Source organism: Stenotrophomonas sp. X (genome assembly GCF_055721025.1).
The window spans coordinates 3,142,095-3,154,964 of record NZ_CM146756.1 but is presented as its reverse complement, the minus strand read 5'-3'; the positions used below and the strand labels follow the sequence as shown (position 1 = coordinate 3,154,964).

Genomic DNA, 12,870 nt, shown 5'->3' with positions numbered 1-12,870 from the left:
GCAATGAAGAACACGATGATGACCCGGCTGGCGACCCTGCGCCGCCGGTGGCGGCCGCTGTGGCCGTGGCTGCGCTGGGGCATGGCCGCTGCGCTGGCGCTGCTGCTGGTGCTGGATTTCGCCTTCCCGCCGCCGCTGCCGAAGCAGCGTGATACCAGCACACTGGTGGTGGCTGCCGACGGCACGCCATTGCGCGCGTTTGCCGATGCCGAGGGCGTGTGGCGCTATCCGGCCTCGATCGACAGCGTCTCACCGCTGTACCTGCAGGCGTTGCTGACCTATGAAGACCGCTGGTTCTGGCGCCATCCGGGCATCAACCCGCTGGCGATCCTGCGGGCCAGCGGCCAGCTGCTGCGCGGCGGCCGCATCGTGTCCGGTGGTTCGACCCTGACCATGCAGGTCGCGCGCATTCTCGATCCGCACTCACGCACCCCGTGGGGCAAGCTGAAGCAGATGCTGCGTGCGGTGCAGCTTGAGGTGCACCTGAGCAAGCAGCAGATCCTGGCCCTGTACCTCGAGCGTGCACCCTACGGCGGCACCATCGAAGGCGTGGAAGCGGCCAGCTGGGCCTATCTGGGCAAGCCGGCGGCGCAGCTGTCGCATGCCGAGGCTGCGCTGCTGGCGGTGCTGCCACAGGCACCTAGCCGGCTGCGCCCGGACCGCCATCCGGAAGCTGCGCAGAAAGCGCGCGACAAGGTCCTGTCACGCATGGCCGAGCTGGGCGCGTGGACACCGGAAGAAGTGGAGGATGCGCGCGTCGAGAATGTGGTGGCGCGTTCGCTGCGCCCTCCCTTGCACGCCGCGCTGCTGGCGCAGCGCCTGCATTCGGCGCATCCGGGCCAGGCACGCATCCAGAGCAGCATCGACATCGGCCTGCAGCGCACGCTGGAAGAGCGCGTGGCCAGCTATTTCTCGACGCTGCCCGAGCGTACCTCCGCGGCCCTGCTGGTGGTCGACAACCGGAACCTGCAGGCACGCGCCTATGTCGGCACATTGTCCTTCGGTGACCGCCAGCGGCTGGGTCACGTGGACATGGTGCAGGCCTGGCGTTCGCCAGGCTCCACGCTCAAGCCGTTCCTGTACGCGATGGCGCTGGACGATGGCCTGATCCATTCGGAAAGCCTGCTGGTCGATGCACCGCAGAGTTTCGGCAGCTACCGCCCCGGCAACTTCGACATGGCCTTCAATGGGCCCATCGGTGCCTCCAGCGCATTGCGGCTGTCGCTCAACGTACCGTCGGTGGACCTGCTGCAGCGGGTCGGCGCGGCGCGCTTCGCTGCCCGCCTGTCGCACGCCGGGATCCAGCTGCGCTTCCCGCCGGGCAGTACGCCCAACCTGTCGCTGATCCTGGGCGGCACCGGCGCGCGCCTGGAAGACCTGGTCGGCGCGTTCGCCGCGCTCAACCGGAGCGGTATCGCCGGCCGCGTGCGTTATACCGACGACGAGCCCATGATCGAGCGGCGCCTGGCCTCGCCGGGCGCCAGCTGGATCGTGCGCGAGATGCTCGAATCAAACCCGCGCCCGGGATACAGCGCCGGGACGTTCGATGTCGGTGGCCGCCCGCGCGTGGCGTGGAAGACCGGCACCAGTTACGGGTACCGCGATGCGTGGGCGATCGGCAGTACCCGCCACTACACGGTGGGCGTGTGGGTGGGCCGGCCGGACGGTACTCCGTTGCCGGGCCAGTACGGCGCGGTCACCGCGCTGCCGCTGATGTTCGAAGTGGTGGACAGCCTGCCGCGCCAGCGTGGTGATTCGGCGGCCGCGCCGATGCCGGCCAGTGTCAGCCAGGAAGACATCTGCTGGCCCACTGGCGAACGTGCCGAGGGACTGCCGGCTGCACTGTGCCAGCGCAGGATGCCGGCCTACCTGCTCGATGGCGCCGCACCGCCGACCTTCCCGGAGCGCGAGGCGCGGCGCTGGCAGCCGGGGCGTCAACGTTACCTGGCCGATGCGCGGACCGGTCTGCGTGTCTCCGCTGATTGCCGTTTGCCGCATGAGGAAGTCGCGCGTGAGATCGCGCGCTGGCCGGCGCTGTTGTCGCCGTGGCTGCCCAAGGCCACGCGCGACGCCTCGCAGCTGCCGGCGCTGTCGCCGGACTGCCGTGATGATGGCCGGGAGGCCAGCGTCGCGCTGCACATCGATGGCCTCAATGATGGCGCCGCACTGGCGCGTGCACCCAACGCCGAACATGGCGTACGCCTGCAGCTGCGCGCGCTGGGCAGCGAGCAGGCGGTGGACTGGTTGCTGGATGGACGCTGGATCGCGCAGACCCACGGCGCGCAGTTGATGCAGCGCGAGTTCGCCGATCCGGGAGCACATACCCTGACCGCGCTGGCGGCAGATGGCGCGTGGACCCAGGTACGGTTCAACGTGCTGCGGTAGGTGCCGACCTTGGTCACCGCTTTCCGTATATTTGCGACGCTGTTGTAGAGCCGAGCCCATGCTCGGCTGCTCTTGCGACGTGCGTGGTGCAGTCAGCCGAGCATGGGCTCGGCTCTACAACGCGGCAGATGGCAGCGAGCGTGTGGCGTAACCGCTATTCCCCGATCCACCCGTCCAGCAGGTCGGCAAACTCGTCGGCGTGTTCCTCTTCCTGCGCCAGGATCTCTTCGAGGATGCGCTTGGTGGTGGTATCGCGGTCGCCGATGAAGTTGATCATCTCGCGGTAGCTGTCGATGGCGATGCGTTCGGCCACCAGGTTCTCGCGGACCATGTCGCGCAGGTCGCTGCCTTCCTTGTATTCGGCATGCGAGCGCGCGGTCAGCGTATCCGGGTTGAAGTCGGGCTCGCCGCCGAGCTGCACGATGCGCTCGGCCAGCTTGCCGGCATGCGCCTGTTCCTGCTGTGCATGTTCAAGGAACTCGGCTTTCACCGCGTCGGCCAGCATGCCCTTGGCCATGAAGTAGTGCCGGTAGTAGCGCAACACGCACACGTACTCGGTGGCCAGTGCGTCGTTGAGCAGCTTGATCACCACCTTGCGGTCGGCGCTGTAGCTGTCGGTGATCGCACCATCCTCGATGTTGCGCCGGGCGCGCTCGCGCAGGGCCGTGCGCTCGCTGATGCCGGGAATCTGCGCGGCGGGCTTGGGGGCTTTGGCTGGCTTGCTGGACATGGCTGGCCGTTTCCTCTTGCGGTGGGAGATCAGGTGGGCAGGTGCTCCAGCACGTAGTCGGCCGAAGACACTTCGAATTGACCGGGCTGTTCAACCCAGGCGGCGCGGACCACGCCGTCGACCACGTACAGGGCGAAACGGCGCGCGCGGATGCCCATGCCCGAGGCACTGGCGTCGAGCTCCAGGCCGAGCGCGCGGGTCAGTTCGGCATTGCCGTCGGACAGCATCAGCAGGCCGTCGGGCACGTGCTGATCGGCGGCCCAGGCCTTCATCACGAACGGGTCGTTGACGGCCATGCAGTAGACATCGATGCCGCGCTGGCGGAAGGCCTCGAATTTCTCGACGTAGCCGGGCAGGTGGCGGGCCGAGCACGTCGGCGTGAACGCGCCGGGCACGGCGAACAGCACCACCTTGCGCGCGTCGAACAGCGAATGCGTATCAAGCGTTTCAATGCCCTCGCGGATGCGCTTGAGGGTCACTTCCGGAATGCGGTCGCCGACATGGATGGTCATGGGGGAACTCCTTGCTGGGGCAGCGTAGTGGGCCGGATGGGACAGGGACGTCAAGACATTGGAAAACCGGCGTGCAGGCCCCATCTTCAGGCTTTGCGGAGCGGGCTTCCAGCCATAGCCTGGGGCAGGGCGATGGCAACCGCATTGCGCAGGATCAGTCGGCCTCACTGGCGCCGCACGAGGGGCGGCGGAGCATCGCCGGCGCGTAGAATGAACCCGGGGCGGCGCCACCGGCGCGGCCGAAGCAGATCGAGGTAGCTGGATGGAATTCAAGGATTACTACGCCACCCTGGGGGTGGAACCGAGCGCGGGCGAGGCGGAGATCAAGACCGCCTACCGGCGGCTGGCACGCAAGTACCACCCGGACGTCAGCAAGGAAGCCGGGGCGGAGGACAAGTTCAAGGCGGTCAACGAGGCCTACGAGGCGCTGCGCGATCCGGAAAAGCGCGCGGCCTACGACCAGCTGCGCGCGCAGGGCTATCGCCCAGGCGAGGAGTTCAACGTGCCGCCGAACTACGGCGGCGCCGGTGGTTTCAATTTCGAGGAAGTGTTCGGCGGTGGTGGCGCCAACGGCGGCTTCAGCGACTTCTTCGAAAGCCTGTTCGCGCGCCAGCGCGGCGGTGCCGGCCCTGGCCCGGGGTTCAGCAGCCAGGGCCATGCGCCCAACCGCGATACCCGCGCCAAGCTGTCGGTCCCGCTGGAAGCGGCCTACAGCGGCGACAGCCTGCGCATCACCGTCAACGGCAAGCAGCTGGACGTGCGCGTGCCCAAGGGCATCCGTCCGGGGCAGGTGATCCGCCTGGCGGGGCAGGGCAACCATGGCGGCAACCTGCTGCTGGAAGTGGAGTACGCCGCACACCCGCAGTTCGAGGTCGATGGTCGCAACATCCTCTACACCTTGCCGGTCACGCCGTGGCAGGCCGCGCTGGGCACCAGCATCAGCGTGCCGACCCTGGGCGGCGCGGTGGAACTGAAGATCCCGGCCGATTCGGATGCCGGGCGCAAGCTGCGCCTGCGCGGGCGGGGCCTGCCGGGCAATCCGGAGGGCGACCAGATCGTCGAGATCGAGATCGTGGCCCCGGCCGCGACCGACGAGGCGCAGAAGAAGGCCTACCGGAACCTGGCCAAGGCGTTTGGCGAGACGATCTGAGACGCCTTCCGGTAGTGCCGGCCGCTGGCCGGCAGAGGTTTGATTGCCGGCCAGCGGCCGGCACTACCGCGCACGGCTTAGCCCTGCCCGGCGAACACGCGCTCCAGCACTTCGGACAGCTCGTCTTCCGAGAACGGCTTGGTGATGTAGGCCTTGGCGCCCTGGCGCATGCCCCACATGCGATCGGTGTCCTGGTCCTTGGTGGTCACCAGGATCACCGGGATATGCCGGGTCGCCTCGTCGCGGGCGAGGGTGCGGGTGGCCTGGAAGCCGTTGAGATTGGGCATCACCACGTCCATCAGGACCAGGTCGGGCAGCTCGGCCTTGGCGGTTTCGACCCCGGCCGCGCCATCGGTGGCGGTCAGGATCTGGTGCCCGAGCTTCTCGACGATGCGCTGTATCCCCAACAGCTGCGACGGTGAGTCGTCGACGATCAGAATGCGTGCCATGTTGTTCCCCATGTAATGCCCGCAGTGTAGTGCGGGCTCATTACCGGCGGGAGGGGCGCATCTGCCGTCCGTCGCCTGCCTGCGACGTTCAGTCGATCCGCACCACGGTGCGGCCCAGCGATCCGCCCGCCAGCATCCGCTCGAACACGGCCGGCAGGCCATCGAGGCCGACCTCCGCGGTACAGATGCGGTCCAGGTGCTGCGGTTTCCATTCGTTGCCCAGTCGCGCCCAGACGTCCTCGCGCAGCCCGCGTGGCGCATTGGCCGAAGACACGCCCAGCAGCGACACACCACGCAGGATGAACGGCATCACCGTCATGTCCAGGGTCGGGCTGGCCGCCAGGCCGGCACTGACCACGCTGCCGTAGGGCGTGGTCTGCGCCAGCAGGCTGGCGAGCATGGCGCCGCCGGCATTGTCCAGGCCCCCACCGAAACGCGCCGATTGCAGTGGGCCGGTGTCGGCCAAGGCCTCACGCGGCAGCACCTCGGTGGCGCCGATGGCGTGCAGGAAACCGGTCTGGTCGGGTTTGCCGCTGATCGCATGCACCGTGTAGCCGGCGCGGCTGAAGATCGACAGTGCCAGCGCACCGACACCGCCGCTGGCGCCGGTGACCGCCAGCGGTCCAAGCTCCGGGCTCTGCCGGTTGTCCTGCATGCGCAGCAGCGCCAACGCCGCGGTGAAGCCGGCGGTGCCCAGCACCATCGCCTCGCGTGGGCTCAGCCCGGCCGGCTGGGCGATCACCGCACGCGATTCCAGCCGCACATACTGGCTGTAGCCGCCGTCGCGGGTCTCGCTGAGGCCGCAGCCGGTGGCCAGCACCGCGTCGCCTTCACGCCATTCCGGATCGGTGCTGGCGACCACGGTGCCGGCTACGTCGATGCCCCCCACCAGCGGGAAGCGGCGCAGGATCTTTCCCTTGCCGGTGCCGGCCAGGGCGTCCTTGTAGTTGACCGAGGACCAGCTGGCGCGGATCAGAACCTGGCCGGGGCTGAGGTCTTCGACCTTGAGCTGGGCCAGGCCGCTGCGGTAACCGGCGTCGTCGTTTTCGATGCGGAAGGCGGTGAATGGGGTGGTGGGGGCCATCGGCATTGCCTGACTTCGAGGAAAACGCCACCTTACCCCGTTGCCCCCCTTTCGATCCTGCCAATCCGCCCCATCTTGTATGATCAGTAATGGTTTCACGGCTGGCGCCGCGGGAAGGGCCCGCGCCGCAGCCCACATCTTGATGGAGCGTGCATGGCCTGGAATACACCCGGCGGCAACAAGGGCGGACAAGGCCCCGAGGACAATCGACGCGGGCCGTTCGGGTCGCGCGGCGGTGGCAATGGTGGTGGCTGGGGCGGATTGCCCGGGCCGCTGAAGGACCTGTTCGACGGCGGCATCGTGCGTTGGGTGGTGGCGGCCGTTGTGCTGCTGGTGCTGTTCTCCAGCTTCCAGCTCATCGGTGAACAGCAGCGTGGCGTGGTCCTGCGCTTCGGCCAGTTCTCGCGCATCCTGCAGCCCGGCCCGAACTTCAAGTTGCCGTGGCCGATCGAATCGGTCACCAAGGTCAACGCCACCGAGATCAAGACGTTCTCGATCCAGGTGCCGGTGCTGACCCGGGACGAGAACATCGTCAACGTCTCGCTGAACGTCCAGTACCGCATCGACGACCCGCAGCAGTACCTGTTCGGCACCGTCGATGCCAACCAGGTGTTGGAGCAGTCGGCGCAGAGCGCGGTGCGCGAGGAAGTCGGCCGTGCCGACCTCAACGCTGTACTGAACAATCGTGGCCCGCTGGCCGTGGCTGCCGAGGAGCGCCTGCAGGCACTGCTGAAGGCGTTCAAGACCGGCCTGACCGTGACCGGCCTGACCCTGCAGGACGCCCGTCCGCCGGAAGAAGTGAAGCCGGCCTTCGACGAAGTCAACGGTGCCCAGCAGGTCAAGGAACGCCTGATCAACGAAGCCCAGGCCTACGCTGCCAAGGTCGTGCCGGAAGCCCGAGGCCAGGCCTCGCGCGCCCGTACCACCGCCGAAGGCTACAAGCAGGCTGCGGTGTCCAAGGCCGAGGGTGACGCGCAGCGCTTCAGCCTGTTGCAGGCCCAGTACAAGGACGCCCCGGAAGTGACCCGCAAGCGCCTGTGGCTGGAAACCGTGCAGCAGGTGCTGAGCGAGAACCGCAAGGTGATCGGCGGCGATGGCCGCCAGCTGATCTACGTGCCGATGACCGGCGATACCCGTCCCACCACCTCGGCCCCGGCCGCAGTGGCGAACCCGGACGTGGTGATGCCATCGCTGCCGGGTGCAGCGGTGGAAGCTTCCCGTGATCCGGGCCGGCCGGTGGGCCGCCCGACCGGGCGACCGAGCGGCCGTGAGGAGGGCAGCCGATGAAGAGTCCTATCTGGATCGCCGTGATCGTGGCGGTGGTGCTGGGCCTGCTCGGCTCGGTGTACGTGGTCCGTGAGGACCAGACCGCCATGGTGCTGAACCTGGGCAAGGTGGTGCGTTCGGACATCAAGCCGGGCCTGCACTTCAAGGTGCCGGTGGTGGAAACGGTGAAGGTCTTCGACCGCCGCTTCCAGGTGCTCGACACCGCGCCTGCGCGCTACTTCACCGCCGAGCAGAAGGACGTCAGCGTCGACTTCTTCGCCATCGGCTACATCTCCAACGTAGGTGACTACTTCCGTGCCACCGGCGGCGACCCGCGTGTGGCCAACGCCCGCCTGGCGCCGATCATCACCGACTCGCTGCGCAACCAGATCAACTCGCGCACCCTGCAGCAGCTGGTGTCCGGCGACCGCAGCGAGCTGATCGCCGAGCAGCTGAAGGGGATCAACGAGGCGGTGGCCGGCCTCGGCATGCAGATGATCGACCTGCGCATCAAGCAGGTGGACCTGCCGACCGACAGCCAGGTGATCAACGACGTGTACGAGCGCATGCGCGCCCAGCGCAAGCAGGAAGCGGCCAAGCTGCGTGCGGAGGGCGAGGAGCAGTCGCTGACCATCCGTGCCCAGGCCGACCGCGACAGCACCGTGCTGATCGCCGAGGCCGAGCGCGATGCACAGCGCCTGCGCGGTGAAGGCGATGCCGAGGCGGCCCGCATCTATGGCAAGGCTGGCTCGGCCGATCCGTCGTTCTATGCGTTCTATCGCAGCCTGGAGGCCTACCGTGGCTCCATGACCGACGGCAACGGCGTGATTGTGCTCGACAAGAACGACCCGTTCCTGCAGTACCTGAAGAACGACCGCTGAGGTCGCAGGGCAGTACCCCACGGGGCCCGGCCAGACGCCGGGCCCCGTGCTTTTTCCGGAGTCCCCCATGAAAGATCTGTTCGCCGCCGTCTGCCTGGTCGCGGTGCTGGAAGGCCTGTTCCTGTTCGTGGCGCCGTTCGCCTGGAAGCGCATGGCCGAGCGCCTGCTGGACCTGCCCAGCCCGGCCCTGCGCAGCTTCGGCGGGCTGGTGCTGCTGGCCGGCCTGAGCCTGCTGTGGTGGGCGCGGCACTGACCCCGCCCTGTAGCGTCCGAGCCCATGCTCGGGCGGCGCCGCGCAGCGGCGGGAAGGCAGCCGAGCATGGGCTCGGCTCTACATGAGACGCCGGCCTGACCGGCCGGTGAAGCCGCCGGTCGGAAAGGTGGCACCGGACCCCGGAAACCCGGATAATGCACAAAAGCCGGACGGGCCTCCCCGTTCGGCTTTTTCCGTGTCTGGGCCTTCCATCGCCGGCTGCTCCCCGTTTGGAGCCGCCCTCCAGGTGCTGGCCAGCCCCGCCACGGTTTACCCGTCCGCGGCCCCGATGGCCGCAACAAATCGAGGAGCCCGTCATGGGTCAGTCTGTCGTAGTGTTGGGTGCCCAGTGGGGCGATGAAGGCAAGGGCAAGATCGTCGATCTGCTCACTGAGGAAATCGGCGCTGTCGTGCGCTTCCAGGGCGGCCACAACGCCGGCCACACCCTGGTCATCAACGGCAAGAAGACCGTCCTGCACCTGATCCCGTCGGGCATCCTGCGTGACGACGCGCTGTGCCTGATCGGCAACGGCGTGGTGATCTCGCCGGCCGCGCTGCAGAAGGAAATCGCCGAGCTGGAAGCCTCCGGCGTGGAAGTGCGTTCGCGCCTGAAGATCTCCCCGGCCGCGCCGCTGATCATGCCGTACCACATCGCCCTGGACCAGGCGCGCGAGCGCGCTGCCGGTGGCAAGGCGATCGGCACCACCGGTCGTGGCATCGGCCCGGCCTACGAAGACAAGGTGGCGCGCCGCGGCATCCGCATCGCCGACCTGCATTACCCGAAGCAGCTGGAAGAACTGCTGCGCACCGCGCTGGATTACCACAACTTCGTGCTGACCAAGTATCTGAACACCGATGCGGTCGACTTCCAGAAGACCTTCGACGAAGCGCTGGCGTTCGGCGAATACGTGCAGCCGATGAAGTCCGACGTGGCCGGCATCCTGCACGACCTGCGCAAGCAGGGTAAGCGCGTGCTGTTTGAAGGCGCGCAGGGTGCGCTGCTGGACATCGACCACGGTACCTACCCGTATGTCACCAGCTCCAACACCACCGTCGGTGGTGCGCTGGCCGGTTCCGGCGTCGGCGCCGATTCGATCGACTACGTGCTGGGCATTGCCAAGGCGTACGCCACCCGCGTCGGCGGCGGCCCGTTCCCGACCGAACTGGACGACGAAGTCGGCCAGGGCATCCGTGACCGCGGTGCCGAGTACGGCGCTTCGACCGGCCGCCCGCGTCGCTGCGGCTGGATGGACATCGTCGCGCTGAAGCGCGCCGTGGCCATCAACGGCATCAGCGGCCTGTGCATCACCAAGCTGGACGTGCTGGACGGCATGGAAAAGCTGAAGGTCTGCATCGCCTACGAATACAACGGCAAGCGCACCGAGTACGCGCCGCTGGACGCACAGGGCTGGGAAGAATGCACCCCGGTGTACCTGGAGTTCCCGGGCTGGAGCGAGAACACCCACGGCATTACCCAGTGGGACGACCTGCCGCCGGCCGCACGCGCCTACCTGCGTTCGCTGGAAGAGCTGGCCGGCTGCCCGATCAGCATCGTCTCCACCGGCCCGGACCGCGACCACACCATGGTCCTGCAGGATCCGTTTGCCTGAGTGCGTGACCGGTAGCGCTGGGCCATGCCTGGCGTCGCAGAAGGAAGAAGCCCCGCGAACGCGGGGCTTTTTCGTTACTGTGTCGCCAGTGCCGGCGAGGAAGCGAGGCGATGACCAGGATGTCAGCGTGAAAGGCGAGACCGTGGTGCGGGTCACCCTGTGGGTGTTGTGGAGCCTGTGGGTCATCGCCTGCGCGGTTCTGGCGCTCGGCGCCATCGCCAACCATCTGGCCTCGCGTACCCAGACCCTGCCGCTGCTGCTCAGCCCCGGCGCGACGGCCGAGGTGACGGTCTACCGCTTCATTGATGACCAACTGCGGCTGCGACTGCGGTATGCCGCAGACGGTACTGAGGCTGACCCTGAAGTGCTGCTGCGCATCGACACTCCCACCGATCATGGGGACTTCCGCGCAGGAGAGCGTTCGGGAGTGGCCGGGCAGGGTATCAACCGCAGGCTGGCATCGGTTGAGTCCAGCGGGCTCATGGCGTCCTATTTTGGATATGGCCGCGGTGATGCATTGCCACGCGGACGCTCATGGCTGCGGGTAACCGTACTGGAGGTGGACCCGGCGCTGGCGGGCAGGGCGGCCGTGATCGAATTGCAGCCCCCGCTGGACCTGCTGAAGCTGACCGACCTGGATTACGTCTGGCTGTGGCCGTTCTTTTTCTGGAAGGTGGCGGCACTGTTCCTGCTGATTCCCGGGGGGGCGTTGGCGGTGTTCACGTTCACCTTGCGGCGCTGGCAGCGCCGGGCATCAGTGCCGCCGACTTCAGCAGCGGATAGGGATTGATCGACTGTCCCTTCCACCACTGCTTTTCCGGCCCCAGCACATGCACCTCGAAGTGCAGGTGTGGGGCCTCGGCGCTGGCATTGCCGGTGCTGCCGACGTAGCCGATCACCTCCCCGCGCTTGATCACCTGCTTCTCGGCCAGGCCATCGGCGTAGCGTTGCAGGTGCGCGTAGTAGTAGCACCAGCGCCCGCTGGGCTCGAACTGGTAGATCGTCAGCCCGCCGCGCTCACTGTCGAACAGTTTCTCCACCGTGCCATCGGCCGCCGCCAGCACCGGCGTACCGGCATCGGCCATGATGTCGATGGCATCGTGTACGCGGCCCTCGCTGCGTGCATCGGTGAAGGTATCGCGCAGCTGCGAGGGCAGGATGCCCTGCACCGGCAGCAGTAACCCGGGCGGTGCATCCGGAGCCTGCGCGGCCGGCGGCGCGGTGGAGGCGGGTGGGGCTGTTGCACCTGGCGCTACCGGTTCCGTCACCGGCGCGGTGGCCACCGTCGATGGCGCTTCCGGCAGCGCGTCGGCCACCGGCTCATCCATATCGCGGTGCAGCCACCAACCTGCACCCAATCCCAGCAGAACACCGAGCACAATCAGTTGCGGAAGACGCATCGACTCACTCCTGCATCACCACGGGCACCGACTCATCCACCGCATCAGCCACGCGCAGTGCATCCCAGTTGGTCATGCGTACGCAGCCATGCGACTCGGTCTTGCCCACGTGGCCGGGTTCAGGCGTGCCATGCAGGCCGTAATGCGGCTTGGACAGATCGATCCAGACCCGGCCGACCGGATTGTTCGGGCCCGGCGGCAGCGTCGCCTTCTTTTCGCCCTTGCGCGCATCCCAGAACAGCTTGGGGTTGTAGTGGAACGGCGGGTCGCGGTAAACGCCCAGGATCTTCCATTCGCCGATCGGCAGCGGATCATGCTGGCTGCCGGATGAGACAGGCACCTGCGCGATCACCTTGCCCTGGGCATCCAGCAGTTGCAGGGTCGAGTCGGATTTGTCGACGACCACCTTGGCTGCCTTCGGTAGCGCCGATGGTGCGATGTTGGGCACCTGAATGCGGTTGCCGGCCTTGCTCAGATCCACGCCCGGATTGAGCAGCTTCAACAGCTCAGGGGATGCGTGGAAGCGTTCGCCCAGCGACTCTTCGACGTTGTTGAAGCCCAACGATTTCAGTTTGGCCTGTGCGGCGGGGCCCTTCGGCACCGCCTGGAACGGCCCGGCGACATCCTCGGCAGTCAGCGTGTAGCTGGCCAGCGGCGTGATCGTATCGGCCTGCAGAGCCTTCCAGGTGGCGTCGTCCAGCTCACCCGTTACGGTCAGCCCGTGCGCCGCCTGGAAGCCTGACACCGCCCGCCGCTGGTTGCTGCCTACCTCACCATCAATCTGGCCTGGAGAGAAGTTCGCACGATCCAGCAGCACCTGGGCATGCAGTGCGGAGCGCACCGCGGTGTCCGGGCCAGCCTTCTCGGCAATGGGGGCGGGCAGTCCGGGCGGCGGCGCCTGCGCGAAGGTAGGTGATGCCAGCAGCGAGATTGCGAGCAGGGTGGATCGGGACACAGATGAGCGCATTGGGATCTCCAGCAGGTACGCCGCCACCTTGCCCGCAGACGGTGCGGAGCCGCCGTGAAAGGGATCTGATACCCGCATGAGCAGACATGTCATTGCGGCCGGCTGGCACCGGCAGGTGCCGCTGGGACGGGGACTCACCAAGGTGAACGGTGGCCGACGCCGTCGATGGGCGGCGATCAAGAT

13 protein-coding genes are annotated in these 12,870 nt (G+C 67.5%); 7 read left to right on the top strand and 6 right to left on the bottom strand.

Annotation, left to right across the window (positions count from 1 at the left end; genetic code table 11):
• The first annotated feature begins 3 nt into the window (after nt 1-3).
• Nucleotides 4-2,385: a penicillin-binding protein 1C gene (pbpC, locus tag ACZ75I_RS14675; protein WP_472958149.1), complete on the top strand. Its 2,382-nt coding sequence runs from the start codon at nt 4-6 to the stop codon at nt 2,383-2,385.
• Between the two features lie 154 nt (nt 2,386-2,539).
• Here pbpC and ACZ75I_RS14670 read toward each other — a convergent pair whose 3' ends face one another.
• Together ACZ75I_RS14670 and ACZ75I_RS14665 are read right to left on the bottom strand one after the other, a co-directional pair.
• Complete coding sequence (locus tag ACZ75I_RS14670; RefSeq protein WP_061478851.1) at nt 2,540-3,115, bottom strand: ferritin-like domain-containing protein; 576 nt, start codon at nt 3,113-3,115, stop codon at nt 2,540-2,542.
• A 29-nt stretch (nt 3,116-3,144) separates the two neighbouring features.
• Nucleotides 3,145-3,627, bottom strand: coding sequence for a peroxiredoxin (locus tag ACZ75I_RS14665; protein ID WP_061478850.1), 483 nt, complete (start codon nt 3,625-3,627; stop codon nt 3,145-3,147).
• A gap of 262 nt (nt 3,628-3,889) precedes the next feature.
• Here ACZ75I_RS14665 and ACZ75I_RS14660 point away from each other — a divergent pair, with 262 nt between their 5' ends.
• Nucleotides 3,890-4,777 carry a DnaJ C-terminal domain-containing protein gene (locus ACZ75I_RS14660; protein ID WP_061478849.1) on the top strand — a complete coding sequence of 296 codons (888 nt, stop codon included), beginning with the start codon at nt 3,890-3,892 and terminating at the stop codon, nt 4,775-4,777.
• Nucleotides 4,778-4,854: 77 nt separating this feature from the next.
• Here ACZ75I_RS14660 and pilH read toward each other — a convergent pair whose 3' ends face one another.
• Both pilH and ACZ75I_RS14650 read right to left on the bottom strand, forming a co-directional pair.
• On the bottom strand, nt 4,855-5,226 hold the full coding sequence (pilH, locus tag ACZ75I_RS14655; RefSeq protein WP_005410644.1) for a twitching motility response regulator PilH: 372 nt from the start codon (nt 5,224-5,226) through the stop codon (nt 4,855-4,857).
• Between the two features lie 88 nt (nt 5,227-5,314).
• Nucleotides 5,315-6,310, bottom strand: a complete 996-nt coding sequence (locus ACZ75I_RS14650) for a YhdH/YhfP family quinone oxidoreductase (protein ID WP_346476801.1) — start codon at nt 6,308-6,310, stop codon at nt 5,315-5,317.
• A 153-nt stretch (nt 6,311-6,463) separates the two neighbouring features.
• Here ACZ75I_RS14650 and hflK point away from each other — a divergent pair, with 153 nt between their 5' ends.
• The 5 genes from hflK (at nt 6,464) to ACZ75I_RS14625 (ending at nt 11,110) form a co-directional block, all read left to right on the top strand.
• Nucleotides 6,464-7,597 (top strand): FtsH protease activity modulator HflK, encoded by a 1,134-nt coding sequence (gene hflK, locus ACZ75I_RS14645; RefSeq protein WP_072168589.1) that lies wholly within the window; start codon nt 6,464-6,466, stop codon nt 7,595-7,597.
• Nucleotides 7,594-8,457, top strand: coding sequence for a protease modulator HflC (hflC, locus tag ACZ75I_RS14640; protein ID WP_019660037.1), 864 nt, complete (start codon nt 7,594-7,596; stop codon nt 8,455-8,457). The genes hflK and hflC overlap by 4 nt, the downstream gene beginning before the upstream one ends.
• Before the next feature lie 67 nt (nt 8,458-8,524).
• Nucleotides 8,525-8,710 carry a DUF2065 domain-containing protein gene (locus ACZ75I_RS14635; protein ID WP_005410640.1) on the top strand — a complete coding sequence of 62 codons (186 nt, stop codon included), beginning with the start codon at nt 8,525-8,527 and terminating at the stop codon, nt 8,708-8,710.
• Nucleotides 8,711-9,027: 317 nt separating this feature from the next.
• On the top strand, nt 9,028-10,320 hold the full coding sequence (locus ACZ75I_RS14630) for an adenylosuccinate synthase (protein WP_014648029.1): 1,293 nt from the start codon (nt 9,028-9,030) through the stop codon (nt 10,318-10,320).
• A 127-nt stretch (nt 10,321-10,447) separates the two neighbouring features.
• Nucleotides 10,448-11,110, top strand: coding sequence for a hypothetical protein (locus tag ACZ75I_RS14625; RefSeq protein ID WP_180870469.1), 663 nt, complete (start codon nt 10,448-10,450; stop codon nt 11,108-11,110).
• Here the strand turns inward: ACZ75I_RS14625 and ACZ75I_RS14620 are convergent.
• Nucleotides 11,046-11,720 carry a M23 family metallopeptidase gene (locus ACZ75I_RS14620; protein WP_472958146.1) on the bottom strand — a complete coding sequence of 225 codons (675 nt, stop codon included), beginning with the start codon at nt 11,718-11,720 and terminating at the stop codon, nt 11,046-11,048. The two genes, ACZ75I_RS14625 and ACZ75I_RS14620, sit on opposite strands and share 65 nt — an antisense overlap.
• Before the next feature lie 4 nt (nt 11,721-11,724).
• Nucleotides 11,725-12,687: a L,D-transpeptidase family protein gene (locus ACZ75I_RS14615; protein WP_154351232.1), complete on the bottom strand. Its 963-nt coding sequence runs from the start codon at nt 12,685-12,687 to the stop codon at nt 11,725-11,727.
• Nucleotides 12,688-12,870: the final 183 nt, after the last annotated feature.

What these genes read in the sequence shown, in the direction of transcription:
- pbpC (WP_472958149.1), top strand. Translation starts at nt 4, where the DNA reads ATGAAGAACACGATGATGACCCGGCTGGCGACCCTGCGCCGCCGGTGG.
- ACZ75I_RS14670 (WP_061478851.1), bottom strand. Translation starts at nt 3,115, where the DNA reads ATGTCCAGCAAGCCAGCCAAAGCCCCCAAGCCCGCCGCGCAGATTCCC.
- ACZ75I_RS14665 (WP_061478850.1), bottom strand. Translation starts at nt 3,627, where the DNA reads ATGACCATCCATGTCGGCGACCGCATTCCGGAAGTGACCCTCAAGCGC.
- ACZ75I_RS14660 (WP_061478849.1), top strand. Translation starts at nt 3,890, where the DNA reads ATGGAATTCAAGGATTACTACGCCACCCTGGGGGTGGAACCGAGCGCG.
- pilH (WP_005410644.1), bottom strand. Translation starts at nt 5,226, where the DNA reads ATGGCACGCATTCTGATCGTCGACGACTCACCGTCGCAGCTGTTGGGG.
- ACZ75I_RS14650 (WP_346476801.1), bottom strand. Translation starts at nt 6,310, where the DNA reads ATGGCCCCCACCACCCCATTCACCGCCTTCCGCATCGAAAACGACGAC.
- hflK (WP_072168589.1), top strand. Translation starts at nt 6,464, where the DNA reads ATGGCCTGGAATACACCCGGCGGCAACAAGGGCGGACAAGGCCCCGAG.
- hflC (WP_019660037.1), top strand. Translation starts at nt 7,594, where the DNA reads ATGAAGAGTCCTATCTGGATCGCCGTGATCGTGGCGGTGGTGCTGGGC.
- ACZ75I_RS14635 (WP_005410640.1), top strand. Translation starts at nt 8,525, where the DNA reads ATGAAAGATCTGTTCGCCGCCGTCTGCCTGGTCGCGGTGCTGGAAGGC.
- ACZ75I_RS14630 (WP_014648029.1), top strand. Translation starts at nt 9,028, where the DNA reads ATGGGTCAGTCTGTCGTAGTGTTGGGTGCCCAGTGGGGCGATGAAGGC.
- ACZ75I_RS14620 (WP_472958146.1), bottom strand. Translation starts at nt 11,720, where the DNA reads ATGCGTCTTCCGCAACTGATTGTGCTCGGTGTTCTGCTGGGATTGGGT.
- ACZ75I_RS14615 (WP_154351232.1), bottom strand. Translation starts at nt 12,687, where the DNA reads ATGCGCTCATCTGTGTCCCGATCCACCCTGCTCGCAATCTCGCTGCTG.